This window comes from Labilithrix sp. (assembly GCA_019637155.1).
Lineage (GTDB): Bacteria > Myxococcota_A > Polyangia > Polyangiales > Polyangiaceae > Labilithrix.
Genome location: JAHBWE010000021.1, coordinates 154,987 through 178,826, shown reverse-complemented (window position 1 = coordinate 178,826; position 23,840 = coordinate 154,987). Strand labels below are relative to the sequence as shown.

Annotated in this window: 18 protein-coding genes and 1 tRNA gene; 11 read left to right on the top strand and 8 right to left on the bottom strand. The window is 68.9% G+C overall.

Going from position 1 to position 23,840, the window contains the following annotated elements; translation table 11 throughout:
- The 4 genes from KF837_37005 to KF837_36990 form a co-directional block, all read left to right on the top strand.
- Positions 1 to 2,195: carbohydrate binding family 9 domain-containing protein (locus KF837_37005; GenBank protein ID MBX3232982.1), on the top strand; the 2,195-nt coding region annotated here is incomplete at its 5' end.
- Positions 2,192 to 3,436, top strand: a complete 1,245-nt coding sequence (locus tag KF837_37000; protein ID MBX3232981.1) for an ABC transporter permease — start codon at positions 2,192 to 2,194, stop codon at positions 3,434 to 3,436. The genes KF837_37005 and KF837_37000, both read left to right, overlap by 4 nt.
- Before the next feature lie 796 nt (positions 3,437 to 4,232).
- Entirely contained in the window at positions 4,233 to 5,132 is a 900-nt protein-coding gene (locus tag KF837_36995) for a hypothetical protein (GenBank protein ID MBX3232980.1), read from the top strand.
- A 392-nt stretch (positions 5,133 to 5,524) separates the two neighbouring features.
- Positions 5,525 to 6,778, top strand: coding sequence for a site-specific integrase (locus tag KF837_36990; protein ID MBX3232979.1), 1,254 nt, complete (start codon positions 5,525 to 5,527; stop codon positions 6,776 to 6,778).
- Here KF837_36990 and KF837_36985 read toward each other — a convergent pair.
- Positions 6,732 to 6,803: transfer RNA gene (locus KF837_36985), tRNA-Val, on the bottom strand. The genes KF837_36990 and KF837_36985 overlap by 47 nt on opposite strands.
- 342 nt (positions 6,804 to 7,145) lie before the next feature.
- On the opposite strand from KF837_36985, the gene KF837_36980 reads away from it, so the two are divergent.
- The 6 genes from KF837_36980 to KF837_36955 are packed head-to-tail and all read left to right on the top strand — an operon-like array spanning position 7,146 to position 14,705.
- Entirely contained in the window at positions 7,146 to 7,871 is a 726-nt protein-coding gene (locus tag KF837_36980) for a hypothetical protein (protein MBX3232978.1), read from the top strand.
- Positions 7,868 to 8,260 (top strand): hypothetical protein, encoded by a 393-nt coding sequence (locus KF837_36975; protein ID MBX3232977.1) that lies wholly within the window; start codon positions 7,868 to 7,870, stop codon positions 8,258 to 8,260. The genes KF837_36980 and KF837_36975 overlap by 4 nt, the downstream gene beginning before the upstream one ends.
- Positions 8,261 to 8,275: 15 nt before the next feature.
- Positions 8,276 to 10,372 carry a bifunctional aldolase/short-chain dehydrogenase gene (locus tag KF837_36970; GenBank protein ID MBX3232976.1) on the top strand — a complete coding sequence of 699 codons (2,097 nt, stop codon included), beginning with the start codon at positions 8,276 to 8,278 and terminating at the stop codon, positions 10,370 to 10,372.
- Positions 10,373 to 10,395: 23 nt separating this feature from the next.
- Positions 10,396 to 11,907: a protein kinase gene (locus KF837_36965; protein ID MBX3232975.1), complete on the top strand. Its 1,512-nt coding sequence runs from the start codon at positions 10,396 to 10,398 to the stop codon at positions 11,905 to 11,907.
- Entirely contained in the window at positions 11,904 to 12,908 is a 1,005-nt protein-coding gene (locus KF837_36960) for a hypothetical protein (GenBank protein MBX3232974.1), read from the top strand. The genes KF837_36965 and KF837_36960 overlap by 4 nt, the downstream gene beginning before the upstream one ends.
- Before the next feature lie 6 nt (positions 12,909 to 12,914).
- Positions 12,915 to 14,705, top strand: coding sequence for a hypothetical protein (locus KF837_36955; protein ID MBX3232973.1), 1,791 nt, complete (start codon positions 12,915 to 12,917; stop codon positions 14,703 to 14,705).
- 3 nt (positions 14,706 to 14,708) lie between these two features.
- Here KF837_36955 and KF837_36950 read toward each other — a convergent pair whose 3' ends face one another.
- Genes KF837_36950 through KF837_36935 form a run of 4 tightly spaced genes read right to left on the bottom strand, consistent with a single transcriptional unit; the run spans position 14,709 to position 19,281 of the window.
- Positions 14,709 to 16,121, bottom strand: a complete 1,413-nt coding sequence (locus tag KF837_36950; protein MBX3232972.1) for an SUMF1/EgtB/PvdO family nonheme iron enzyme — start codon at positions 16,119 to 16,121, stop codon at positions 14,709 to 14,711.
- Positions 16,122 to 16,165: 44 nt separating this feature from the next.
- Positions 16,166 to 18,013 carry a hypothetical protein gene (locus KF837_36945; protein ID MBX3232971.1) on the bottom strand — a complete coding sequence of 616 codons (1,848 nt, stop codon included), beginning with the start codon at positions 18,011 to 18,013 and terminating at the stop codon, positions 16,166 to 16,168.
- A 9-nt stretch (positions 18,014 to 18,022) separates the two neighbouring features.
- Positions 18,023 to 18,586, bottom strand: coding sequence for a TlpA family protein disulfide reductase (locus tag KF837_36940; protein ID MBX3232970.1), 564 nt, complete (start codon positions 18,584 to 18,586; stop codon positions 18,023 to 18,025).
- Positions 18,583 to 19,281, bottom strand: a complete 699-nt coding sequence (locus tag KF837_36935) for a hypothetical protein (GenBank protein ID MBX3232969.1) — start codon at positions 19,279 to 19,281, stop codon at positions 18,583 to 18,585. The genes KF837_36940 and KF837_36935 overlap by 4 nt, the downstream gene beginning before the upstream one ends.
- A 123-nt stretch (positions 19,282 to 19,404) precedes the next feature.
- On the opposite strand from KF837_36935, the gene KF837_36930 reads away from it, so the two are divergent.
- Positions 19,405 to 20,466, top strand: coding sequence for a hypothetical protein (locus tag KF837_36930; GenBank protein ID MBX3232968.1), 1,062 nt, complete (start codon positions 19,405 to 19,407; stop codon positions 20,464 to 20,466).
- Here KF837_36930 and KF837_36925 read toward each other — a convergent pair.
- Genes KF837_36925 through KF837_36915 form a run of 3 tightly spaced genes read right to left on the bottom strand, consistent with a single transcriptional unit; the run spans position 20,418 to position 23,801 of the window.
- Positions 20,418 to 21,434 carry a hypothetical protein gene (locus KF837_36925; GenBank protein ID MBX3232967.1) on the bottom strand — a complete coding sequence of 339 codons (1,017 nt, stop codon included), beginning with the start codon at positions 21,432 to 21,434 and terminating at the stop codon, positions 20,418 to 20,420. The genes KF837_36930 and KF837_36925 overlap by 49 nt on opposite strands.
- 25 nt (positions 21,435 to 21,459) lie before the next feature.
- Positions 21,460 to 22,101 (bottom strand): hypothetical protein, encoded by a 642-nt coding sequence (locus KF837_36920; protein MBX3232966.1) that lies wholly within the window; start codon positions 22,099 to 22,101, stop codon positions 21,460 to 21,462.
- Entirely contained in the window at positions 22,101 to 23,801 is a 1,701-nt protein-coding gene (locus KF837_36915) for a hypothetical protein (protein MBX3232965.1), read from the bottom strand. Before KF837_36915 ends, KF837_36920 begins: the two co-directional genes overlap by 1 nt.
- Positions 23,802 to 23,840: the final 39 nt, after the last annotated feature.

The following is a 23,840-nucleotide window of genomic DNA, read 5'->3' as shown; positions in this document are numbered from 1 at the left end:
ACCCGATCGTCGCACGCCTGACGCGACGTGATCGTCCGAGCGAAGCGGATCGCGTCACGGTCATCGTCGACAGTCGCGGCGACGGCCGTAGCGCCTACGAGTTCTCCGTCAACGCAGCGGGCGTGCAATCCGATGCCATCCGCTTCAACGACACGGACATCGATCGCGATTGGGACGAGTCCTGGGCGGCCGACGTCGCGCGAACGCCGCGCGGGTGGTCGGCGGAGCTTCGGATCCCCCTCCGGATCCTTCGTTTTCGTGACGGTGCTCCTCAAGAGTGGGGGCTCCAAGTCCGTCGTTATGTGTCGAAGCGGCAGGAGACGGACGAATGGTCCTTCATTCCGCGGGCCGGTGCCGGCGAGGTCTCGCGGTATGGGCGCCTCGGCGGCGTCGACGCACCGCCGCCGAAGACGGATATCGAGCTTCGTCCCTTCGTCCTCGGCCGCTTCGATCGCCGCGACGCGGGCGCGGACAGCGCCGCAGAGAGTCACCGCTTCGGCGGCTCGATCGGGCTCGATGCGAAGTGGCACGCGAAGCGCGACCTGACGCTCGACCTCGCGATCCTCCCCGACTTCGCGCAGGTCGAGGCCGATCAATTGATCCTGAACCTCACGAACGAGGAGATCAGGCTTCCAGAGAAGCGCCCTTTCTTCTTCGAAGGCCGCGACGTCTTCGCGACGCCGATGCCGCTCCTCTATACGCGTCGCATCGGCCGCATCACGCCGGAGGCGCCCGAGCTCGCTAACAACGAGACGCTAGCGGAGCCGATGAAAGCCGCGACGCTCCTCGGCGCAACCAAGCTGAGCGGGCGTCTGACCGAGCGTCTAGGCGTCGGCGCGCTGTCCGCTTTGACGAACGAGAACAACGCGGTCGTTCGCACGAGCGGCGGCCCGAAGAGGGATCGCATCGTCGAGCCGATGACGCTCTTTCAGGCGGCGCGCCTCAAATACGAGCTCGGCGGCAACGCGCATGTCGGCGCGTTCGGTGGCGCGGTGGTTCGCTCCGAGCGGTCGGCCCCATGCCCGCGCGGCCGTTGCACGCACGATGCGTATGTCGGCGCCGTCGACGGACGTTGGCGCTCGCCCGACGGTGATTGGACGGCGACGACGCAGCTGACGGGCACGACGCTTCGCGACGGGCCGACGCGCATGCTTCGCGATGGCACCACGATCGGAAGCGGCGCGTCGGGAATTGGCAATTCGACGCGCATCGCGAAAGAAGGCGGCATCCCGTGGGTCGGCGAGCTGACGTACGACATGGCGTCGCGAAAGCTCGACTTCAACGACCTCGGGTACATGAAGCGGGCGAATATCCATTCCGTTTCTGCCGCCCTCGAGCGACGCACGCTCGAGCCATGGCTCAACACGCTCGAGACGCACTCGCGCCTCGAGGTGTACGGCCGAACGAATCTCGACGGCCTAGTTCTCGCACACGGATATCAGCTCAATACGCAGTGGAAATTCACGAATTTCTGGGAATTCTTCGTCGAGGGCCATTTCCGCGGGCGCCATTTCGACGATCGCGAGGTCGGCGACGGCACCGCGCTCGAGCGGCGTGAGCTCTTGGGGCTCGAAGTGGAGCTGAAGTCGGATCCGCGCCGCGCCGTCTCCGTGGAGATCGCGACGCAGACGCAGCGCATCTTCGACGGCTTTTTCACGAACGTGTCGGCGGTCGGGATGTTTCGTTTCATTCCGCAGCTCGAAATCTCTCTCGAGCCGCTGGTCGTCTGTGCGAAGGGCGAGCCTCGTTTTGCCGGGCGAACGACGGAGAATCTGATTTTCGGAAAGCTCGAGGCGACCGAGCTGTCGGGGACCGCGCGCGTGACGTACACGTTCACGCCGCGACTGTCGTTGCAGACCTACGCGCAAATGTTCCTCGCCTCCGGCCATTATTCCGATTTCGGAGCATTCCCAACGGCGCGCGCGGGACGCGGAACGGTCGTGCATCGCGACGAGCTAACGGCCATTAGCGCGCCCACGACGAATCCCGATTTCATCAATGCCGCGATCAATGCGAATATCGTACTTCGTTGGGAATACGCATTAGGCTCGACGATCTTTTTCGTTTATACGCGCGCGCAAAGCCCCTCGATCGATCTCGGGCCAGGTGATCGGGGCCATATCGACGCGGCGGGCCTCGGGAAAGCGCCCGCCACCGATTCCCTCCTCTTGAAGCTGACCCACTTTTTCGGATGAAGCGCCCGCACGTTGCCGTCCTCGTTTTGGTGCTCTGGGGCCAGGCCGCGCGCGCGCTTTTTCGGAACAAGGGCCGGAGTCTCCTCACGTCGGTCGGGATCGCGGTCGCGATCGCGGCGGTGGCGTGGGTCGTCGCGCTCGGCGACGAGAGCCGCGCGCGGTATACGCTTCTCCTTCACAACCTCGGCGACAACTTGGTGTGGGTCGAGGCCGGCGGCCGCAATATCGCGGGCGTCCGCACCGGATCGAAGACGACGACGACGCTCACGGTCGCGGACATGGAGGCGATCGTTCGCGAGGTGCCGCTCATCGAGCGGAGCTCTCCGCAGGTCGACGCGCAAGTGCAAATCGTCTCCGAACGCAGCAACTGGCGAACGTACGCGCGCGGCGTCGCTCGCGATTATCTCCCCATCAAGCGCTGGGAAATCACGGCGGGCTCGGTCTTCACGGAGGACGACGTCACGCAAGCGCGCAACGTCATCCTCATCGGCGAGACGGTGCGAAAGCAGCTCTTCGGCGCGGACGATCCGATCGGCGCCATCGTGCGCGTGAATGGCCAGGTCTACGAGGTCATCGGCCTCCTCAAGCCGAAGGGCCAATCCGCGTCGGGCTCGGACATGGACGACACGGTGATGGTCCCGTACACGACGGCGCTGACGAAGCTGAGGCCACCGGGCAGCGCGTACATCGACGACATCGTGAGCTCCGCGGTGAGCCCAGAGGCCGTCGTCCCGGCGACCAACGCGATCGTCGCGCTCATGCGCGAGCGCCATCGCATCGCCGAAGGAATGGACGACGACTTCAACATCCGTCACCCCGAGGACATCGTGAAAGCGCAGCTCGAGGCGAGCGAGACGTTCGCGAACCTCATCACGGCGGTCGCGCTCATCGCTCTTCTCGTCGGCGGCATCGGCGTCATGAACGTGATGCTCGCGTCGGTCTCGGAGCGCACGCGCGAAATCGGCGTCCGCCTCGCCCACGGCGCAACGGAGTTTGCGATCCTGCTTCAGTTCCTTACGGAGTCCGTCCTCCTCGCAGCGTTCGGCGGCGCGCTCGGCATTGGGCTCAGCGTGCTAGGAGCATCCGCGATCGGTCACGCGGTCGGCTGGTCGCTCGCGATCCCCGCGGACGCGGTGGTGCTCGCGATGGGTGTTTCCGCGGCGGTTGGTGTTCTCTTCGGCTTCGTCCCGGCCCGCCGCGCGGCGCGCCTCGATCCGATCGTGGCGCTGCGGGCGGAGTAGGACTGCGGCAGCGACCGCGATGATTGCGCGGAGTGGAGAACACCGGCCGATCGAACATAACGTGCCCGAGCCACATGAGGCTCAAAGGTAGGCCGCAGCGCAGGCCGACACTGCATGCCCGTACGTGCAGGGCGCCGTCGCGAGGATCCCCGTGCCGTACGACGACCCCAAGGTCGCGGACGGTACGCCGGAGGAGACGGCACGTTACTTCGAGCTTGGAGACACGTTCGCGAGGCATCGCCATGACACCGGCCCATGAGCGACATGCGTACGCCATGCTTGTGGACACGAATGAACACCGTCTGCTCGACGAATTCCCCGGCGAGTTAGGTGTCGTCGCGGGCGCAAGCGTCTGCTCAACGATATCGATGGCGAGCACGTCACACGACGCGGTCCGATTGGATCTTGCGCGCGCCGAGCGGAAATCGCGGGAGTTCCCGGACGCGCGAACGTCGCCGGCATACGTCCGCGGCATACCAAACCGCGCCGTGACGCGGTGCGGTCGGGCCTCCGGCTTTCGCGCTTGGGGGGGCCACACTTCCCCGGCGCCGCGGCCGCCGCGACGCTCGCCAACGGTATCTCTCCCTCTCGTTAGAGGCGCGGGCGCGTCGCAGACGCGCTTTCGCCGGCGCTACGCCGAGGTCCTCCGGGAAATGGAAGGTTTCCGTGGCGCTTCTTTCCACGGCAGTCACGGCGTCGGACGAGCGGTCTCGCGCCTCGTCTCGTGGCATCGTTAGGCATGGCCGGAATGCGACGACAGCGCGGGAGCGTCCGGAAGAACGACAGAGAGGATCGGTTGCACCCGGCGGAAACACTTGCGCGTGTCGGGCAGTGGCTCGCCGAAAACGTCGACGACATGAAGCTCCGGAGCGTCAAGCGCGGGTCGGAGAACCCACCAACGCCCGGTGCCGACGGGCAACCTGCGTTCGCGTTCCGCTCGAATCTCTACACCGACGAGGTTCTTAGCGCTGCACAACCGTCTGATTCGCCAGAACAGACCGCGTCCCTGCTCGCGATTGGGCACATGATGGAGGCATCAAAGCCAGGTCATGCGCGTGAGCATTGCAGGGCATGCGCCGTGAGCGACGTGATCCGAATGCTCCAGATGCACGCGGCCGAGCGACCTCAGTGGGACGAGGAGGTTCCGTTCTTGAAGCAGATCGAGGATCTCGTGCAGCAGATAGATCTCCTGCATGAAGCGGCGCGTCGCAAGATGGAGCGCCTGGAGGCGTGGGCTGCTACGCCGGTTGCTCCGGCCCACGGCGTTCGTTTGAGCCGCTCGCTACCGCCTTCGTTCGAGACGTGCGAGCGAATGAACCGCGTTCTCGAGTACGCCCGCGATGAGCTCCAGTGGGTGCGCAACAAGCGCCTCTCGGAATTTGCCTCTCCCGATCATGCAGGACTCGCGCGCGCAAATCCGCCGCAACGGCTTATCAAGGACATCACGAAGCGGCTCTCTTCGGCGGGATTCAGCGACGAGCAGATCGCGCGGCTCGTCGTCGATCGACCGGAACTGAAGGACGTCGAAGACGCCGAGCAGGTCCACCGCGCCTTCCGCGCGGCGGTCGGACGCGTGAGGAAGCGCCGCGAGCAATCGCCGAGTGTTGCGGGCGGCGAGAACGATAAGCCGAGCACGAAACGGTCCTCGGCGCTCGACGCCTCGACGACGCGCCATCGACGAGGGGACCGTCGATAAGTCTCGGCGGCGATGCCGCGACGCAACGCGAGTCGGCGTTCCGGAAAGAAGCGTCGGCTAAAACCTTCCAATTGGCGCGGCGCGAAAGAGCGCTCAGAACTGAAGGGCGATGCGCCCGCGTGGTCATTCAGAGGACAGCACGACCGCCGTCGAAAGCGGCGATCGGCGTGGCGTATCGGTGCGGAATGCAGGCGGGGCGGTCATGCGGCATCTCCCCGAGCCGGACGCCGTGCTGTCGCCCGACGAAGTCGGAGAGCGCCTCGGGATCCCCGCGAAGACGATCGTGGCGCTATGTGCGCGCGGAGACCTGAAGGCGACGAAGGTCGGTCGTCGCTGGCGCATTCTTGGATCATCGGTACGCTCGTTCTTCGAGCGGAACAGCGCAGGACAAGATGGCGGAATGGAAATGGGACGCGAAGAAGGAAGCGTGGCGGAAGGACCTGTGGATCGGGGGCAAGAGGTCGAAGCTCACGTTCCGCGGCTCGAAAAAGGAAGCCAACGCGTACGAAGCACGAAGGCGCATCGAGCTCGGGGCGACGGGCGTGTATCTGCAGAAAGACGCGCCCACCTTCGTGGACTTTTCCGTTGAACACTACAAGCCCCACGCGAAGATGACGTTGCGTCCGACCACGTGGGACGTGCGCCGCTACCAGCTCGCATCGCTCAGCGCACATTTCGATGCGACGCGCCTCACGCAGATCACCACCGCCATGGTCGAGGCGTACAAGCAGTGGCGCAGCAAAGCCGTCGACAAGGTCACCATCAACGGCGAGCTGAACGTATTGTCCGCGGTCCTCCGCTACGCACGCCACCTCGGCATCCCGTGCGCTTCGCCCATCATCGCGCGGTTCAAGCTCGGGAAGCGCAAAGGCAAAGCGAAGGTTTTCAGCCGCGAAGAGGTTGGCTTCATCCTCACGGCGGCGTCCATCATCAGCGCCGACTTCGGCGCGCTGGTTAAGTTCCTTGCGGAGACGGGGTGCCGTCGCTCGGAGGCGATCAACCTTCCGTGGACTCGCGTGGATCTCACACGCGCGATGGTCCGCATCTGGAGTGATGACGACGCCGGTGACGACGACGACGAGGACTACGAAGTGAAGAGTCGCGACCGCGAGGTCACGCTCTCGGATGGCCTCGTCCGCGTACTCGAGGAGCAGCGCTCGCGGACCGGCGAGTCGCCGTGGGTGTTTCCCGTGCGGACGAATCGCGCGTCGCGCGGTGGTCGCGAGCACACGAAGGGCGAGCGCTATGCGTCCTGGCCGAAGTACACGTGGGCACGTGTGCTCGCGAAGGCGACGGAGCTTCGCCGCGGCGCGACGCCGAACGCGCCAGCGATCACCGGCGGCCCCCATCGCCTTCGTCACACGTACGCATCGATGTTCCTCGCCAAGAAGCCTGATCTCTTCGCGCTCGCGCGCGTGCTCGGGCATTCGCATACGCGTGTCACGGAGCTCTACGCGCATCTCCTGCCGGACCACCTCGCGGCCACGCGGAACGTGGTCGTCTTCGAGGCTGCATCGGCGAACCACCCCCAGACCACCCCCAGACAGCGATCTGTGAGGGGGTCTGGGAGGGCCCGAAAACCGAGTGGTTACGGTATTGTAGGCGCGATTGGGGTTGAACCAACGACCCCTACCGTGTCAAGGTAGTGCTCTACCACTGAGCTACGCGCCTGGGGGAAGGCAGCGTTTAGCGCTGGTGGGGGGGCGGTGTCAAGGGGGAATGGTGCGCGTAGGCGTGCGGATGGGTGACTGTTTCCGGGGGGATACGGTTGGCTGGCAGCCATGTCATGGCCCTCCGGGGGGGAGGGGCGGGCTAGAGGCGGGATCGGGCGGTTTTTGTGTGGGATCGGGGGAAGGCATGGGGGTTGCGACGTGAGGGGGACTTCCTTCGATTGGCTTGGTCGTGGGGTCGGGGGCTTGCGGATGGATGCCGTGAGCGTACCCGGCCCCGCGCGGGGGAGGTCTACGACAACACGCCGTGCGCGGGGGACCGCGTGCGCGAATGAGGAGCGGCATGAACTGGTGGCCCCTGCGCCTCGCGATCGGTTTCGCGAGCGCGCTCTGTATGACTGCGTGTGGACCCTCACCGAACGATCCTGCCGTAAAGAGCGGATCGCTCAACAACGGCGGATTCCTCTTTCAATGCGAGGACGGCGTCGACTGCCACTTCTGGTCCGCGGGGGACGCGGAGAAGTTCCCCCGCGACGGGGTCGCGCTCGGGTCGACGTTTCGGATTCGGTACCGGCGCAACGAAGACCTCAACGTCACCATCTTCGACGTGCGCGAGGACTCGGCCGGGATCACCGTGCGCGGGAACCCGCCGTTCTTCACCGGCGCACCCGACAACCGCATCGCCGCGATCTCGCGCGAAGGGTGGGGGACGATCGTGGCGCAGACCGCGGCGGGCGGGACCGCCGACTTCGTCTCGCTCCGCGTCGTGAAGCCCGACGCCGTCGTCGTCCTCGACGCCGATGACTCGCTCGTCCGCGCGCCGGCGAAGCTCACGAGCGTGACGCTCGGCGCCGGGGCGGTGAAGAACCTCCGCATCGCGGCGGAGGCGGCGAGCCGGCCGCTCGCCGGATCGCTGCCCGCGCGATGGACCGTGACGCCCGACAACGTCGCGCGCATCGAGTCCGTGTCGGACGGCGTCGCGAAGCTCGTCGCGGTCGAGGCCGGCAAGGCCACCCTCGCCGTCGACGCCGGCGGCTTCAACCCGCAGCTGGAGGTCACCGTCGAATGAAACGCCTCGCCTCGCTCTTGCTTACCGCCGCCGTCGCCGCGCTCGCGGCCGGGTGCGACTCGTATCAGCGCACCGACGTCACCGCGGTCGTGAGCTCCATTCAAGGGACCAGCTTCAGCTCGACCGACGCCGTGACGCCCACGAGCGTCCGCATCACCGAGGGCAACATCGTGAAGGCCCACGTCGTCATCTACGACGACGACGACGAGCCGATGCCCCTCACGATGCGCTCGACCCGGCCCGACATCATCGAAGTCGCAGCGGTCCAGTCGCGCGACGACTACACGTTCACCGGGCTCCAGGTGGGAGAGGCCACGATCGAGCTCATCTCCGACGGGGACGTCGTCAACGTCCTCAACGCAACCGTCGTCGCTCAGCCCGCGCCGTAGTAGAACCTCCGGCCGATGAAGAGCCGGTGGGACGACGAGGCGGCCGCGCGCGCGGTGCGGGAACGAGGGGCCGGCGTCAGCGAGGAGCTCGCGCTCCGGACGTACAGCGCGCGGCTCCTCGGCGCGGACGCTGCGCTCGTCCTGCACGGCGGCGGCAACACGAGCGTGAAGGCCGAGGCCACGACCGCGCTCGGCGAGAGCGTGAGCGTGCTCCACGTGAAAGGGTCGGGCTGGGACCTCGCCACGATCGAGCCGCCCGGACACCCCGCCGTGCGGATGGAGCCGCTCATGAAGCTCCTCGCGCGCGAGTCGATGACCGACGAGCAGATGGTCAACGAGCTGCGGCTCGCGCTGCTCGACGCCGGGGCGCCGACGCCGAGCGTGGAGACGCTGCTGCACGCGGCGCTCCCCGCCAAGTTCATCGACCATACCCACGCCGACGCGCTCCTCGCGATCGTCGATCAGGACGACGCGCGGGCGCGGTGCGACGTGCTCTTCGGGGACAAGCTGCTCTTCATCCCCTACGTCATGCCCGGGTTCGGGCTCGCGCGGGCGTGCAAGGTCGCGTGGGACGCGGCGGTGAAGGAGGGGCGCGCGCCGACCGTGATGGTGCTCGAGCGGCACGGCATCTTCACCTTCGGCGACACCGCGAAGGAGAGCTACGAGCGCATGATCGAAGCGGTCACGCGCTGCGAGGAGCGCGCGCCGCTCCTGCCCGTGACGAGCACGAGCACGAGCACGAGCGAGAGCAAGAGCGAGAACGAGAGCGACGGCGCGCTGACGGAGGCCGAGCTCGCCCGCTGCGTCGTCGCGGTGCGCGGCGCGCTCGCCGCCGCCGCGAAAGACGAGCCCGAGCGCGGGCCCATCGTCGCGCTCCGGAGCTCGCCCGCCATCCTCGCGTTCCTCGATCGGCCCGACGCGCACGCGCTCACGCAGCGCGGGTGCGCCACGCCCGATCACGTGATCCGCACGAAGCCGTGGCCGCTCCACCTCCGCGGGCCGGCGGACGATCCGGAGGCCGCGATCGCCGCCTACGCCGCGCGCTACGACGCGTACTTCGACGACGTCACCAAGCGCCGCGGGCTGAGCCGCAAGAAGCTCGATCCGTGGCCGCGGATCGTGCTCGTGCCCAAGGTCGGGATCCTCGGGGTGGGGAAGACGAAGAAGGACGCCGAGATCGCGGCCGACGTCTACGAGCACACCCTCGACGTGATCGCGCGCGCCGAGAACGTCGGCGCCTACGCGCCGGTCGGGCTCGATGACCTCTTCGACGTCGAATACTGGAGCCTCGAGCAGGCGAAGCTGAAGCCGTCGGCCGACCTGCCGCTCGCGCGCACCGTCGCGCTCGTCACCGGCGCCGCGTCGGGGATCGGGCGCGCCACCGCGGCGTGTTTCGTCGAGCTCGGCGCGCACGTGGTGCTGTGCGATCGCGACGAGGGCGCGCTCGCCGACGCGGTGAAGAGCATCGGCAAGAAGGCGCAGACGGCGGCGGTGCGCTGCGACGTCACGAGCGAGAGCGACGTCGCGCACGCGTTCGCGGTCGCCGCGCTCACGTTCGGCGGCGTCGACTGCGTCGTGAGCAACGCCGGCATGGCGGCGGAGGGACGGCTCGACACGAAGGAAGGGGAGGGCGCGCTGCGAGCCTCGCTCGACGTGAACCTCCTCGCGCACGTCCACGTCGCGCGCGCCGCGGCGGAGACGATGAAGCTCCAACGTCGCGGCGGATCCGTCTCCTTCAACGCGAGCAAGAGCGCCTTCAACCAGGGACCCGGGTTCGGGCCCTACGCCGTCGCCAAGGCGGCGCTCGTGTCGCTCATGCGGCAATACGCGGTCGACCTCGCCGGGAGCGGGATCCGGTCCAACGCCGTCAACGCCGATCGCATCCGGACCAACATCTTCCTCCAGGCCGAGCCCGGCGCCCCGCCGCTGGTCGAGCTCCGCGCCAAGGCGCGCGGCATCACGGTGGACGAGTATTTCCGCTCGAACCTCCTCCAGCGGGAGGTCCTCGCCCGGGACGTCGCGGAGGCGTTCGCCTATCTCGCTCGTGCTCGCGCCACCACCGGGTGCGTCGTCACCGTCGACGGCGGAAATGCCGCGGCATTTCCCCGTTAGAGCCTGTAAAATCGGGAGGCCGGATGGCCGCCACCGCCCAGCTCCCGATCGCGCCCGTGCAAGAGGGCGAAGTCCTCGCCGCGAAATATCGCATCGAGAAGGTGATCGGCGTGGGCGGGATGGGCATCGTCGTCTCGGCGATGCACCTCGAAGAGGAGCGGCGCGTCGCGCTCAAGTTCCTCTTGCCGCAGGCGCAGGCGAGCGACGAGCTCATCGGCCGCTTCATGCGCGAGGCGAAGGCGTCGGTGAAGCTGAAGGGGCCGCACGTCGCGAAGACGCTCGACGTCGGCCGGATGGACGACGGGCGCGCGTACATCGTGATGGAGCTCCTCGAGGGCAAGGACCTCGGCGCCGAGATCAAGGCCGCGGCGGGCGGACCGTTCCCGATCTCGGACGTGGTGAGCTGGATCCTCCAGGCCTGCGAGGGCCTCGCCGAGGCGCACGCGATCGGGATCGTGCACCGCGATCTCAAGCCCGCGAACCTGTTCCTCACGCGCGGTGACGGGGCGGAGGTGGTGAAGGTGCTCGACTTCGGCATCTCGAAGTCGATCGATCCGAGCTCGAGCGACATGCTCTCGCTCACGAAGACGGAGATGCTCCTCGGCTCGCCGCTCTACATGGCGCCGGAGCAGATGCGGTCGTCCAAGTACGTCGACGAGCGATCCGACATCTGGGCGCTCGGCGCGATCTCGTACGAGCTCCTCTCCGGTCACGTCCCGTTCGAGGCCGACACCTTGATGGACCTCTGCTTCAAGGTCGCGCAGGAGGGCTGCGTCCCGGTCCACGAGCACCGCCCCGAGATCCCGCGCGCGCTGAGCGACGTCGTGATGCGCTGCCTCGAGAAGGAGGCGGACGCGCGCTGGAACGACATCGGCGAGCTCGCGAACGCGCTCGAGCCGTTCGCGCGCGAGCGCGACAAGGGCTCCGCCGCGCGCACCGTCGCGACGCTCGCCTCGGGCTCGCGCCCTCCGCGCCCTCCGCGCCCGAAGAGCGAGTCGAAGCTGCCGGTGCATCCGGCGAAGGCGGTGACCGTCAGCGGCAAGCGCGCGGTCGTGAAGCAGGACGAGCAGGTCATCACCGGCAGCGCGAAGACGGAGCGCGCGCCGAACGTCGGTGACGACGAGCTGAGCCCGGACACGATCCCGGCCTCCTCGGCGTGGGGCGCGACGAGCTCGCGCGCGCACCCGGCGAAGAAGAGCTGGCGCGCGCCGATCGCGATCGGCGGCCTCGCCACGCTCGTGATGATCGTCTCGTTCGTGCTCACGCGCGGATCGACGCCGCCGCCGCTCACCGCGGGGCCGGCGCCGGAGGCGATCGTCGTGCAGCCGCTCCCGCCGCCGACGGTCGTGCCCGAGATCCCGCCGCCCGCGGAGAGCACGCTCGTCTCGACGCCGCCCGCGCCCGCGACGCCGCTCGCGCCCGTGACGACGACCGCGCCCGTGACCGCGATCGCGGCCACGCCGAAGCCCAAGCCGAAGGCCTCGGCGTCCGCGACGCCGACCGATCCGTCCGGGTTCATCAAGGTCCGCGAATGAAGCGCGCCGCGTCGTTCGTCGTCGCCGGCGTGCTCTGCTTCGCGACCGCGACCGTGACCCCGACCGCGGCCCGCGCCGACGAGCCGCCGCCGAGCGAGCCTCCGGTCAAGGCCGACAACCGCGCGCGCGCGCAGCAGCTCTTCGACAGCGCGCTCGCCGACGCGGAGGCGGGCGACTTCGCGCACGCGTGCCCGAAGTTCCTCGCGAGCCAGGAGGCCGACCCGAAGGCGAGCACGCTCCTGAACCTCGCCAACTGCTACGAGAAGAACGGGCAGACCGCGAGCGCGTGGGGCGCGTTCCGCGAAGCGGAGGTGCTCGCGCGGAAGGGGCAGAAGAGCGACTGGGAGGCGACCGCGCGCGCGCGCGCGGAGGCGCTCGAGCCGAAGCTCCTTCGCCTCACGATCGCCGTGAGCGACTGGGCGAAGGTGCCGGGGCTCGTCGTCACGCGCGACGGCGCGAAGCTCGCGCCCGGCGAGTGGGGCGTCGCGATCCCGGTCGACCCCGGCGAGCACGTCGTCGGCGCCGGCGCGGACGGCTACATCTCGATCGAGAAGAAGCTCTCGGTCGACGAGGGCGACGCGACCTTCGAGCTGCCGTTGCTCGAGAAGCTCCCGCCGCCGCCGGAGCCGCCGCGTCCGGTGACGGCGCTGCCTCCCGGCTTCGGCCAGCTCAAGAAGCCTCCGCCGGCGAAGTGGTCGCCGATGGAGATCGCCGGCGTCGCGACGAGCGCCGCGGGCGCGGTCGGCCTCACGGTCGGCGGCCTCTTCGCGCTCTTCGCCGCGAGCACCTACAACGCGGCGACGGCGTCGTGCCGCGTCGACGGGATCCGCGGCTGCCCGCGCAGCTCGATCGAGGAGGCCGACACCGCCTACGGCTACGCGACGGTCTCCACCGTGACGATGATCGCCGGCGGCGCCCTCCTCGCCGGCGGCCTCGCGCTCGTCCTCTTCTCGCCGAGCGACAAGAAGCTCGCCCGCGCGCCCGGCGTCATCACGTGGTGAGCCGTGATGAGCCGCTCCGTCCTCGTCTCCTCCCTCGCGCTCGCCGTCGTCGTCGCGTGCGGGAGCGACGATCCGCCGCCTCCTCCCCCCGCGCAGGCGAGCGGCGTTTGTATCGACGGGGAGCCCGTCGCGGTGTATCCGGCCGGGCCGTATGCGCTCGAGACGGACGGGGTGGTGCCGCCGGGGCTCACGTTCGAAGGGGTCGACGGGCCGGTCGCGCTCGACTCGTTCTACGAGCCGTGCGCGCCGCGGTCGCGCGTCCTCGTCGTGCGGACGAGCGGGGCGTGGTGCGGGACGTGTCAGTGGCACGTCGCGCATACGAAGGCGCTCCTCGAGGAGCCGCGCTTCGCGGAGCGGCTCGTGCTCCTCGATCTCCTCGTCGCCGATCGGGACAACGACGCGCCGGACACGGAGGCGCTCGTCGACTGGCGCTCCAAGATCGACGCGCCGCGGCTCGTCGCGAAAGACCCCGCGTTCACGTTCGGGCCCGCGCTCGCGACGCGGTTGCCGCTGCCGGTCTACGTCTTCATCGACACGCGCACGATGAAGATCCTGCGCAGCGCGGGCGATCCGCCGCCGGACGCGCTGTTCGCGCGCGTCGCGTCGTCGATCGCGGACGTCGACGGCGCCGAGCCGGTGCCGGCGCCGCGCACGCCGCTCGTCGACGGGCTGTTCCACGCCGAGCAGATGGACCTCATCCGCGGGATGCAGTGGAAGGGCGAGCGCCCGCCGCCCGATCCCACGAACGCCTACGAGGACGATCCCGGCGCCGCGTCGCTCGGGCACACGCTCTTCGAGGACCCCACCCTCTCCCCCAACGCGAAGACGTCGTGCGCGACGTGCCACATGGAAGGGCTCGGCTTCACCGACGGCTTGCCGCAGTCCGAGGGCGTCGCGAAGGTCGATCGCAACACGCCCGGCGTCGCGCTCGCGGCCTATTCGCGCTGGCAGTTCTGGGACGGGCGCGCCGACACGCTGTGGATGCAGGCGCTCCTTCCGTTCGAGGACGCGCGCGAGCACGGGTCGAGCCGCCTCTTCATCGCGCACCGCATCGCCGAGTCGTACGCGACCAAGTACGACGCGGTGTTCGGCGCGAAGTACCCGCTCCCCGCGGCCGCGATCGCGGCGTTGCCGCCGGAGGGAAAGCCCGGCGACGCCGCGTACGACGCGCTCTCCGACGCGGACAAGGAGCGCGTGACGCGCGTCTTCGTCAACGTCGGCAAGGCGCTCGCTGCGTTCGAGCGCTCGCTCTCGGTCGGGACCAACTCGTTCGACGCGTACGCCGGCGGCGACCTCGCCGCGCTGAGCAAGCAGCAGAAGGACGGGCTCCACATGTTCTTCGAGAGCGGCTGCGCGCAGTGTCACTACGGCCCGCGCCTCACCGACGACGCGTTCCACGTCCTCCGCTTCCCGACCGGACGCCAGGACGACGCCGCCGACCTCGGGCGCGCCGACGGCGTGAAGAAGCTCGCCGGCGCGGAGTTCCTCGCGTCGTCGAAGTGGAGCGACGCGCCCTCGGCGGCGAAGAAGGTCCCGGCCGAGAGCGCGGCGATGCTCGGCTCCTTCAAGACGCCCCCGCTCCGCGGCCTCCCCGGCTCCGCGCCCTTCGGCCACGGCGGCACCTTCCCCGATCTCCTCGAGGTCGCGGCGCACTACTCCACCCGCGGCCTCCCTCACGCCGATCCGCGCGCGATCGGCACGACGGAGCAGTGGGTCCCGACCTTCGATCAAAGCTCGGTGACGCTCCTCCCGAGCTTCCTCGAGACCCTCACCGCGCCGGTGCTGATCCCGCCGTGAGCGCTAGTCGGGGTTGCGCGCGCAGCGGCCGCCGAGCGAGCGATAGGTGCGGAGCAGCGGGTACGCCGTGTAGTAGTCGATCTCGCCCTCGGTCGGCGAGTTCGACAGCATGTACGCGTTGTCCCAGGCGCCGCCGCGGATCGAGCGCGCGCCGCCGCGCCACCAGCTCACGCCGCCGGCCGTCTTGTTGTGGAAGTCGGGCTTGCGCTCCGGATCCATGTCGACCTTCGGGTCGAACTCGGTCGGCTTCGGGAAGTCGACGTTCGCGCAGTCCTTGCACGTGCCGGGCTGGATCGGCCCCTCGTCGAGCATCCACTCGAACATGTTGCCCGCGAGATCGAGCTGCCCCCACTTGCCCGCGCCGTCGGGGCGGCGGCCGACCGGCATGATGTGCTGCGCGTTGCCGAGGACCTCGTCGAACGTGTTCGCGCCCCACGTCAGGCCGTAGTTGTCCTCGAAGACGTTCTTGCCGTTGCCGATGCGCGTGTCCCACAGCCGCGCCGCCATGTACTTCTTGCCCGCCGTGAACGTCGGGACGAACGACACGTTCTGGAGGTCGCCGATCGGGGCGAGATCGCCGTCCTCCATGTTGCCCCACGGGAAGCGGCGCTGCTCGCTGCCGCCCGCCGCGGCGTAGCCGAACTCGGCGTCGGTCGGGAGGCGGCCGCCGTCCCAGATGCAGAACGCGAAGAGCACCTGCCACGGGATGCAGTTGATCGGCTTCCGATCGAGCGCCTCCTTCGTGTTCTCGGCGCGGACGTCCTCGTCCTCCGTCGTGTCCTTGATCTCCTTCTCGAGCTGCGCCGTCCACCACGTTAGCGCGCCCTGCTCGTAGATGTTCGTCCCGAACTGGCAGGCGAGGTTGCCCTCGACGCTGTCCTCGCGGCTGAACATGCGATCGACCTCGGCGCGGCTCGTCGGGAGGAAGCGGTTCCACTCCGTGCGCCAGCCGCTGTTCGGGATCTTCGGGTGCGCGCCCGCGCCGGCGGGAGGAGAGCTCGAGCGGAGGTTGCCCTTCATCTCGTCGACCCACGCGCGGAAGCGGCCCGCGGTGACGAGGAACGTGTCGAGCTGGAAGGTCGAGACCGTCGCCGGGAACTTCGGGTTGTTGAAGCGGTTGTACGAGCCGCCCTGGACCACGCGCGTCTCGCAGCAGTCCGTGTTGCCGAGCGCCTTGTCGTCGCCCGCGACGCCGCCACACTTGTTGTCGGTGCCGGGGTTCGACTTCGCGCAGCTCCGCGACTTGCCGCGTCGGCTGTCACCGCTCAGGTCGATGACGGTGCCGCCCTTGCCCTCCGTCGGAGGGAAGTTCGGACCAGCGGCGTTCGGATCGGCCGTCGTGGTCGTATCCGAGCCGCAGGCGGAGGCGAGGAAGAAGGCGGCGATGAGGGGAGCCGCACATCGCAAGCGAAGCACGCTTAAGAGGTAGCAGAGGGCCCACCCGATGGCACGGACACGGCTCAGAAACGAAGGGTGAGCTCGGCCCTGACGCCGCTGAACGCTGGGAAAATACGACAGATCCCGCTGATGCATCGCAATCCGCCACGATTTTGGCCGGCGTAGAGACGGATGTTGGACTCGCTCGTGAAGCGGTAGAGCACGCTCCCGTTGATGTAGTAGGTCGGCAGGCCGACGAGCGTCGTGTACTCGACGCCCTGCGAGACGACCCACTTCGGCGCGACCTTCAGCACCGTCTGATGCTCCCCCTGCCACCAAGGCTCGCCCTTGGTCGGGCCGCGGATGTTCTCTCCGTCCTGGACGCGGTAGCGATGGCGGCCCGCGAATTCGACCGAGTACGGACCCTTGATGTACTTCGTGAACGAGTACTGCGCCGCGAGCTCGCGGTAGTAGGGCGTGCCGTTGTCGATGACGTCGTGGCGCGCGACGACGTTCGCGAAGAGCGCCGACTTGTCGTCGTCGAAGCGCGCCTCCACCCCGAGCGTGCCGTCGTGGATGAAGTTCGTCGTGTTGACCGCGGGCTGCCCCGTGCTCTTGCCCCAGCGGTCGCACTCGCCGCCGAAGATCTCCGACTTCGAGACCGAGTACGCGTAGGCGCCGTAGGCGAGGAACGTCGGCGTGAAGCGATAGTCGAAGCGATCGCGCGCGCTGTTCACGCAGACGTTGTAGTTGCCGAACATCGAGTCCGCGATGATCGGCTCCGCGGTCGGCGGGATCGAGTAGGCGATGTTCGAGAACGCGGCCGCGCGCGTGACGTTCACGCTCCCCGCGAGCGGGTAGTAGTTGCGGTAGCTCTTCACCTCGAGCGTGTTCGCGATCGGTCCCCCCGTGTTCACGAGCGACGCGTAGAGCGCGTTGCCGTCGATGTGCGCGGCGCGGACGCGCTCCGGCTCGCGCCGCTGGAACGCGCCCTCGAGGTAGAAGTTGCCGTGGCCCCAGAAGCTCGGGACCTCGATGCTCTGTCCGATGTTCGTCGTGTTGCGGGCGGCGATGACGGGGCCGATCGTGGACGGGAGATCGTCGAGCCAAGCCTCGCGGTCGGTCTCGTTGCAGGTGCCGATCGGGCGATCGAGCAGGTTGGTGTCGATGTTCCCGTTCGCGTCGTAGCGGTAGGGCGCGCACTTCGTCATCCGCACGAGGCGGGTCGAGAGGATGACGGGGAGGCCGCGGCCGGCGGAGATCTCCGCGCCGACGATGCGATCGGAGCCGAAGAGCGGCTGCGGCGGGGTGGGGGCGAAGCCGCCGAGCTCCGGGATCGTCTTCGACGGGAAGAGCGCGCGGCCGGTCGGCTCGTCGACGCGCGCGGGGTTGGCGAGGCCGGCGACGAGCGTGACGCCGAACGGATCCTTCTGGACCGTGACCTTGCCGCCGAAGATCGTGGTGTCGATGCCGAGCTCGTCGACCTTGCGGACCGAGAGCGTGAGGCCGCGGCCGAACTGGACGTAGCTGTCGCCGGCGGTGACCTCGACGCCGGCGTTCTTGTACGAGAGCCACAGCTTCGCCGGGTAGATCGCGTCGCGGTAGCGCGTCGAGCCGTCGGTGACGAGGAGCTGGCGCCGGTCCGGGTTGTCGCGGTTGTCCTCCGGGCGGAGCGCGTAATAAGAGGAGTCGATGCGCGCGCCGAGCGTGAACTTGTTCCACCCGAGGACGAGGTTCAGGCGGTTCAGCCACGCGAAGTAGCCCTGGTTCTCCGACTGCTCGCCCGCGCGCGCGGAGAAGCGCTGCGCGACGATCGAGGTCTCGGTGACGTCGAGCTTCACCGGCGCGCCGAAGGCCTTCGGCAGATCGACCGCGCGCGCGTCCCCCGCGGCGAGGAGGATCGCCAGGCCGACGAGGCTGCCGCGTTTCACGACGGCGGTTTACTTGGGTGCGCTCGAAGCGTCGAGGACCTTCGCGACGTCGCGGGCGAGGTACTCCTCGTCGCCGGGGTTGTAGCCCTCGCGGATGGCGGCGATCTTCCCGCTCTTGTCGATCAGCACCGAGAGCGGCGCCGACTTCTTCGGGTTGTAGATCTGGGCGACGTGCGAGTCCTCGTCGAGGAGGACGGAGAAGTTCAGCTGGTTCCGCTTCGCGAAGGCGGGGACGTTGGCGACCGTCTCGGGGCCGTCCATCGCGACGCCGAAGAGGATGAAGCCCTTGTCCTTGTTCGCCTCGTAGAGCTTCCGGAGGTGCGGGAACTCCGCGACGCACGGCTCGCACCACGTCTGCCAGAAGTTGAGGAGGATGGCTTGCTTCCCGAGGTAGGTCGAGAGCTTCACCGTGTTGCCGTCGATGTCGCGCGCGGAGAAGTCGGACGCGGTCGCGCCGGTGTCCGACGACTGCGCGCCGGCGGTGGTGGCGCCCGCGCCGGTGGCTTGCTCCCCGCCGCACGCGGCGACGAGGAGGGCGAGGACGGCGCCGGTGGATGCGAGTCGCTTGATCACTGGGAGAGCTTGGCGAGCGACTTGTCGATCTCCTCGAGGAGCTTGTCGCCGGTGGTGGCGCCGCCCGTGCTCGAGTGGAGGATCTTCATCGTGCGCGCGTCGATGTCGGCGTTCCACGGCAGCGCCGAGCGATCGTAGAAGACGCCGAGGTTCTTGTTGTTCGGATCGAGGACGTGCGTGAACGGCGAGTCGAAGTCCTTGATCCAGTTCTTGAGGTCGGTCTCGTTCGAGGGCGTGCCGGGGGTCGGGCCCTCCGCGAGGCTCACGATCCAGACGACCTTGCGGTTCTTCAGCTCGGCCTCGATCGGGAGGAGCGCGGTCGTCTCCGCGCGGCACACCGAGCACCAGCTGCCGGCGGCCTGGAGGTGGATCATCTTGTAGGTCTCGCCGCTCGGATCGTAGAACTGCGCGAGCGAGATCGGCTTGAGGCCGGCGCCTTGCTCCGCGTCCGGGTAGCCGACGAACTTGTAGTTCTGGATGACGGTGCCCTCTTGGCGACCGATGCCCGTGGTCGGGTACTTGTCGCCCTTCGGGTTCGTGTCCGGCGCCGAGTTGGCCGCGCCGACGCCGTCGCCCGTGACGCCTCCGCCCTGGTCGCCGCTCGTGGAGCCGGCGCCCGTCGCGGGGGTCTCGTCCGACGAGCACGCCGCGAGGACGAGGAGAGTGGAAGCGGTGAGGACGGAGACGAGCTTCATGGAGACCACCTCGAGAGGGCTTTTACCCGCCGTCGGTTCGCCGTCAAGGACTTGCCGACCAGCCTTCCTATGGTGCGCTTCGCTTGCGAGTGAGGCAAGGCAGGGGTACACCGCTTAATGGCCGTGTTTCGAAGCTTCCTTGTCCTCTCGGTGGCGGCCGGTGTCGTCCTCGCCGTCGCCGCGTGCGGTGACAAGACGACCGTCGTCATGGCCGCGGCCGCGTGCGACTCGGCGAAGTGTTTGCCCGGGAACACGTGCCTCCCGTTCGCGGGAGAGACGAAGTGCCGGAAGACCTGCGGCTCCAACGACGAGCCCGAGACGAGCTGTCCGCTCGGGTACATCTGCATGGACACCGATCCCGGCGCCGGCGTCCCGCCGTTCTGCGTGCAGAACACCGCCGGGTTCGGCGACGGCGACACCCGCACGCCGGTGACCCCGCAAGCGGACGGGCAGTGGGGCACGCCTTGCCAGGCGAACCTCGGCGTCGAGAACCCGGCGTGCGACACCGCGCAGGGCTTCTACTGCTACGCCACGTCGCCGAGCGACGGCAACGCGTATTGCACGACCTACGGCTGCGAGTCGAACACCGACTGCGGCGCGGGCTTCGGCTGCGAGTCGATCAACAACTACCCGAACGCGAACACGGCGAAGCGAAGGCAACACGGCGCCTCCGCGACGCAGAAGGCCTGCGTCCGGCGCGCGTACTGCTCCGAGTGCGCGAGCGACATCGACTGCCCCGCGCTCGCGGGCGTGAAGCAGTACTGCATCCCCGACGCGAGCGATCGGTGGTTCTGCACGCCGGAGTGCACCTCGACGCAGGGCTGCCCGAACGAGGCGGCGTGCCGGACGTTGCAGTTCGGTGATGAGGCGGTCAAGGTCTGCTACCCGCGCTCGCAGCTGTGCATCGGCGACGGCGAGCTCTGCTCTCCGTGCCGCTCCGACCTCGACTGCGGCGAGGACGGGGTCTGCACGAAGGGGGAGTACACGACGGAGCGCTTCTGCGCGAAGGCGGCGCCGGGCGGAGACTGCGCGCAGTGTCCGAAGTCGATCCCCGGCTTGCCCAAGCGCGGGATCGGCTGCTCGCGCGCGGAGAGCGACAAGCTGCCGAAGGACTACTGCACCGGCCTCGTGTCGCTTCAGGGCAGGGAAGGCTCGGACATCGGCTGCTGGACGCCCGATCGCTGACGCTCCACCGTCGCGAGCGCGAGGAGCGCCCACTCTGCGCCCGCGGTCGCGAGCAGCGCGTGGAGCGGCACGTCGAGGACGCCGCTCGAGAGGAGGACGAGCCCGATCGGCGCGGTGACGAGCGGCGGCTCCTCGCGGAGGAAGAGGAGCACGAGCGCGAGGAAGATCGAGGCGGGGACGAGGAAGACCGCGATCGATCCGAGCACGTACGGCGCGGGCGTCACCGCCGCGGCGGCGGGGAGCGACGTGCGCAGCACCGACTCGAAGGCGGAGGGCGAGTCGGCCCCGCGCGCGGCGAGCCACGTGACGAGGAACGCGGCGAGGATCGCGGCGTTCGCGAGGACGCGGCCGCGCCAGCGCGAGCGCGTGCCGATCCACCCCGCGGCGACGAGCGCGGCGAGCGCCTGGGTGCCGACCGCGATCGTCGCGAGCACGCGCGCGACGTCGTGGAGGCCCATGCTCCCGCGCTCGAACGAGGCGGCCGACGTCTCCCACGCGAGCGCGCGGCAGAGCCCGCCGAACGCGAGGAGCGCGAGCACGCCGCCGATCGCGCGCGTGCGCGGCGCGCGGAACACGGTGAGCCCCGCGACGACGACGGCGAAGCTCGTGATGACCGCGAGCGCGAGCGAAGGCAAGGTGGGGAGTCGCTCCACCACCGCCGGCGACGCGAGCGCGACGACGAGGCCGGAGACCGCGACGACGCTCCCCCTCGTCGCGACGTGCACCGTCTTCGCGCGCGCGAGCTCGAAGGAGGCGGCGCAGATCAGCGCGACGAGGAGCCCCGCGAGCGTGTACGCGAGCGTGCCCGCGATCGTCTCGACGAGGACGACCTCTCGCTCTCCGAAGATCCCGCGCGCTCCCGGCGCGATCACGACGCCGGCGAGCTTCGCCGCGATCGCGACCGCCGACGTCATGACGAGGGCGCTGGCGGCAAGGCCGACCTCGGCGCGTTGATCCGCTTCGTCCAACGGGGGAAGCGTAACGGCCCGTGCTTCAGGGGGCGAGGAAGATCGGCAGCTCCTTCGTGTGGCAACCGCCGCTGTTGCACGCGCCGGTCGCGATCGCGCCGTTCATCTTCTGGACGCCGGCGGCGTCGCGGATGGCGACGCGCGAGCCGCCGGGGATCTGGGCGGCGCCCTTGAACCAGAAGTTGCCGGAGGAGTCGGTCGTGGCGAGCGCGATCTCGGCGCCCTTGTCGTCGATGACGCGGACCTCGACGCCGGCGGCGCCCTGCGTGTTCGTCCGCGAGCGCTGGACGGTGCCGCCGAACACGAACGTCGGCGCGCCCTTGCCTGGGGCGTGGCACGACATGCACGATTTGCCCGCGTTCGACGATCCGAGGTGGTGATCGGACGACTCCGTGCCCGGCCGGTTCCCCGCGAACGCGGGGGCGCCCTCGAACACGTCCTTCGGCGCGGGCGGCGGGGTCGGGTCGGGCGTCGTGTCGGTGGGGCTCACGTCGGTCTCGACGACGTCGTCGTCCTCGTCGCTCGCGTCGTCTTCGTCGTCGTCTTCCCTCACTTCGGACTCGTCCGTACCCACGGAGCGATCACGCTTCGCCTTGACGTTGACCGACGGCATCTCGCAGGCGAAGGCGAAGGCGGCGAGGACGAAGAGGAGGAGGAGGCGCGTCACTAGAAGTCTCCGACCGGCGAGCACGAGCTCGCGCCTTCGAGCGAGTTGAGGAGGTACGCGCGGGCGGGGCTGCGCCAGAGGTGGTTCATCGTCGCCTCCGCGACCGGCATGTCGTTCCCGATGCATGCACCCTGCAGCGATTTCGCGCCTTCCGCCTTGAAGTCCTCGTAGGTGAGGAAGCCATAGTCGCCGACCTGCGACGTGTGGCACGTGCGGCAGAACTGCTTGTAGACCTCGCGGTACATCGTCTTTCCTTCCTGCGTCGACGCCCAGCCGGAGGGGATCCAATCGAGGTTGGACTTCGTCCCTTCGACCTCCGCTTCGTCGCCGTACAGGCCGTTGATGAACTGGAGGGTGCCCGGGGGAGGGCCCGCGTTCCGCACGAGCACGTTGAGCTTGCGGAACTCGTCTTCCTGGTCCTCGTACGTGAAGCCGGGTTCGTTCGAGAAGAGGAACGCCTCCGGATCGTAGGGGAGGAACGACGCGCCGATGACGACGCTGTTCCGGCGGTCGTAGATGCCTCCGTGGCAGTTGAGGCAGTTGTTCGGGATCGCGTCGTTCGAGGTGAACGTGTCGAGCCCCGCGCGGTTCGCGAGCTCGCCCTGCGCGTCGTAGACGATGAACTGCACGTCGTTCGGCGCGCCGTTGAACTTCGTGCCGAACTTCACCATGCACACGGCGGCGAAGCTGTTCACGTTGTCGATCGCGTCGCGCATGGCCTGGTCGGGGTCGCCGCTGAAGTCGGGCGTCCCGTCGTCGAGGACGCCGTAGTTCCGCGTGATGCAGGCGGTGCCTTGCTCGCCGTCCTCCACGAAGCTCCGGCAGTGGATCTCGCGGCCGATCGCGAGGTCGCCGTTGTTGTAGTAGAGCGCGGACGCCTGATCGCCGTCGCCGTCGAACAGATCGTCCGCGTTGAACCCGAAGCGGTCGGCGAAGTCGGCGAGCGTCGGCGGCGCGGCGATCGCGTCGTAGTAGGCGACCGTCTCTTCTTCTTCGATGTAGCCCTTGCGGCTCAGGTAGTTCGGGAAGAAGTCGTCGCCCGGCTTCGGGAACGACGACACGAGCGAGGCCGCCTTCGTCGAGGAGCCGAGCTTCGCGCCGAGCTCCGGGCTGAAGGGGCTCTTGCAGGTCTTGAGGACCGTCTTCCAGGACTTCTCACCGACGCGCGCGGCGCAGTCACCCGCGCTCACGTCGTAGAAGGGGAGGAGCGTCCGCTCGCCGTTGCCGACGGCGACGGTGCGGAAGCGAACGAGGCCGCCGGAGGGCCACTCGGCGCCGGACGACGGGACGGCGCGGACCTCCCAGCGGAAGATCGGGTCGGCGTCGTTGAACGTGGTCTCCGTCGTCGCGGTGGCGGCGGTCGCGATCGTGACCCAGTTGCCGTTGGCGACGGACGCGCCGGCGGCGAGGACCTGCACCTCGACGGTCTGACCGGGCTCGGTGGTGAAGCCGCTGAAGGTGACGGCGAGACCGCTCGGGGCGCGGTCGGTGAAGAACGTGCCGTCCGCGGGCTCGATCGCGATCGCGGGCGGGACGCGCTTCGGCTCCTTCTTCGTCGACACGAGCGTGCGCGAGCGGTTCTCGAGGTTCGAGGTCCGCTCGTCCTTCTCCTCGATGGGGGCGACGATCGGGTCGCAACCGAACCAGCAGAGCGTCGCCAGCATGAGCGAGAGGAGCTGGATCGCCGTTGCCGTTCGCATCGAACGTTTCCACAGCAGCTGCTGTACCAGCGGCGCGTT

Bases quoted from the DNA above. Each gene is read 5' to 3' on its own strand.
- KF837_37000 (MBX3232981.1), top strand. From the start codon at position 2,192: ATGAAGCGCCCGCACGTTGCCGTCCTCGTTTTGGTGCTCTGGGGCCAG.
- KF837_36990 (MBX3232979.1), top strand. From the start codon at position 5,525: ATGGCGGAATGGAAATGGGACGCGAAGAAGGAAGCGTGGCGGAAGGAC.
- KF837_36980 (MBX3232978.1), top strand. From the start codon at position 7,146: ATGAACTGGTGGCCCCTGCGCCTCGCGATCGGTTTCGCGAGCGCGCTC.
- KF837_36975 (MBX3232977.1), top strand. From the start codon at position 7,868: ATGAAACGCCTCGCCTCGCTCTTGCTTACCGCCGCCGTCGCCGCGCTC.
- KF837_36970 (MBX3232976.1), top strand. From the start codon at position 8,276: ATGAAGAGCCGGTGGGACGACGAGGCGGCCGCGCGCGCGGTGCGGGAA.
- KF837_36965 (MBX3232975.1), top strand. From the start codon at position 10,396: ATGGCCGCCACCGCCCAGCTCCCGATCGCGCCCGTGCAAGAGGGCGAA.
- KF837_36960 (MBX3232974.1), top strand. From the start codon at position 11,904: ATGAAGCGCGCCGCGTCGTTCGTCGTCGCCGGCGTGCTCTGCTTCGCG.
- KF837_36955 (MBX3232973.1), top strand. From the start codon at position 12,915: ATGAGCCGCTCCGTCCTCGTCTCCTCCCTCGCGCTCGCCGTCGTCGTC.
- KF837_36935 (MBX3232969.1), bottom strand. From the start codon at position 19,281: ATGAAGCTCGTCTCCGTCCTCACCGCTTCCACTCTCCTCGTCCTCGCG.
- KF837_36915 (MBX3232965.1), bottom strand. From the start codon at position 23,801: ATGCGAACGGCAACGGCGATCCAGCTCCTCTCGCTCATGCTGGCGACG.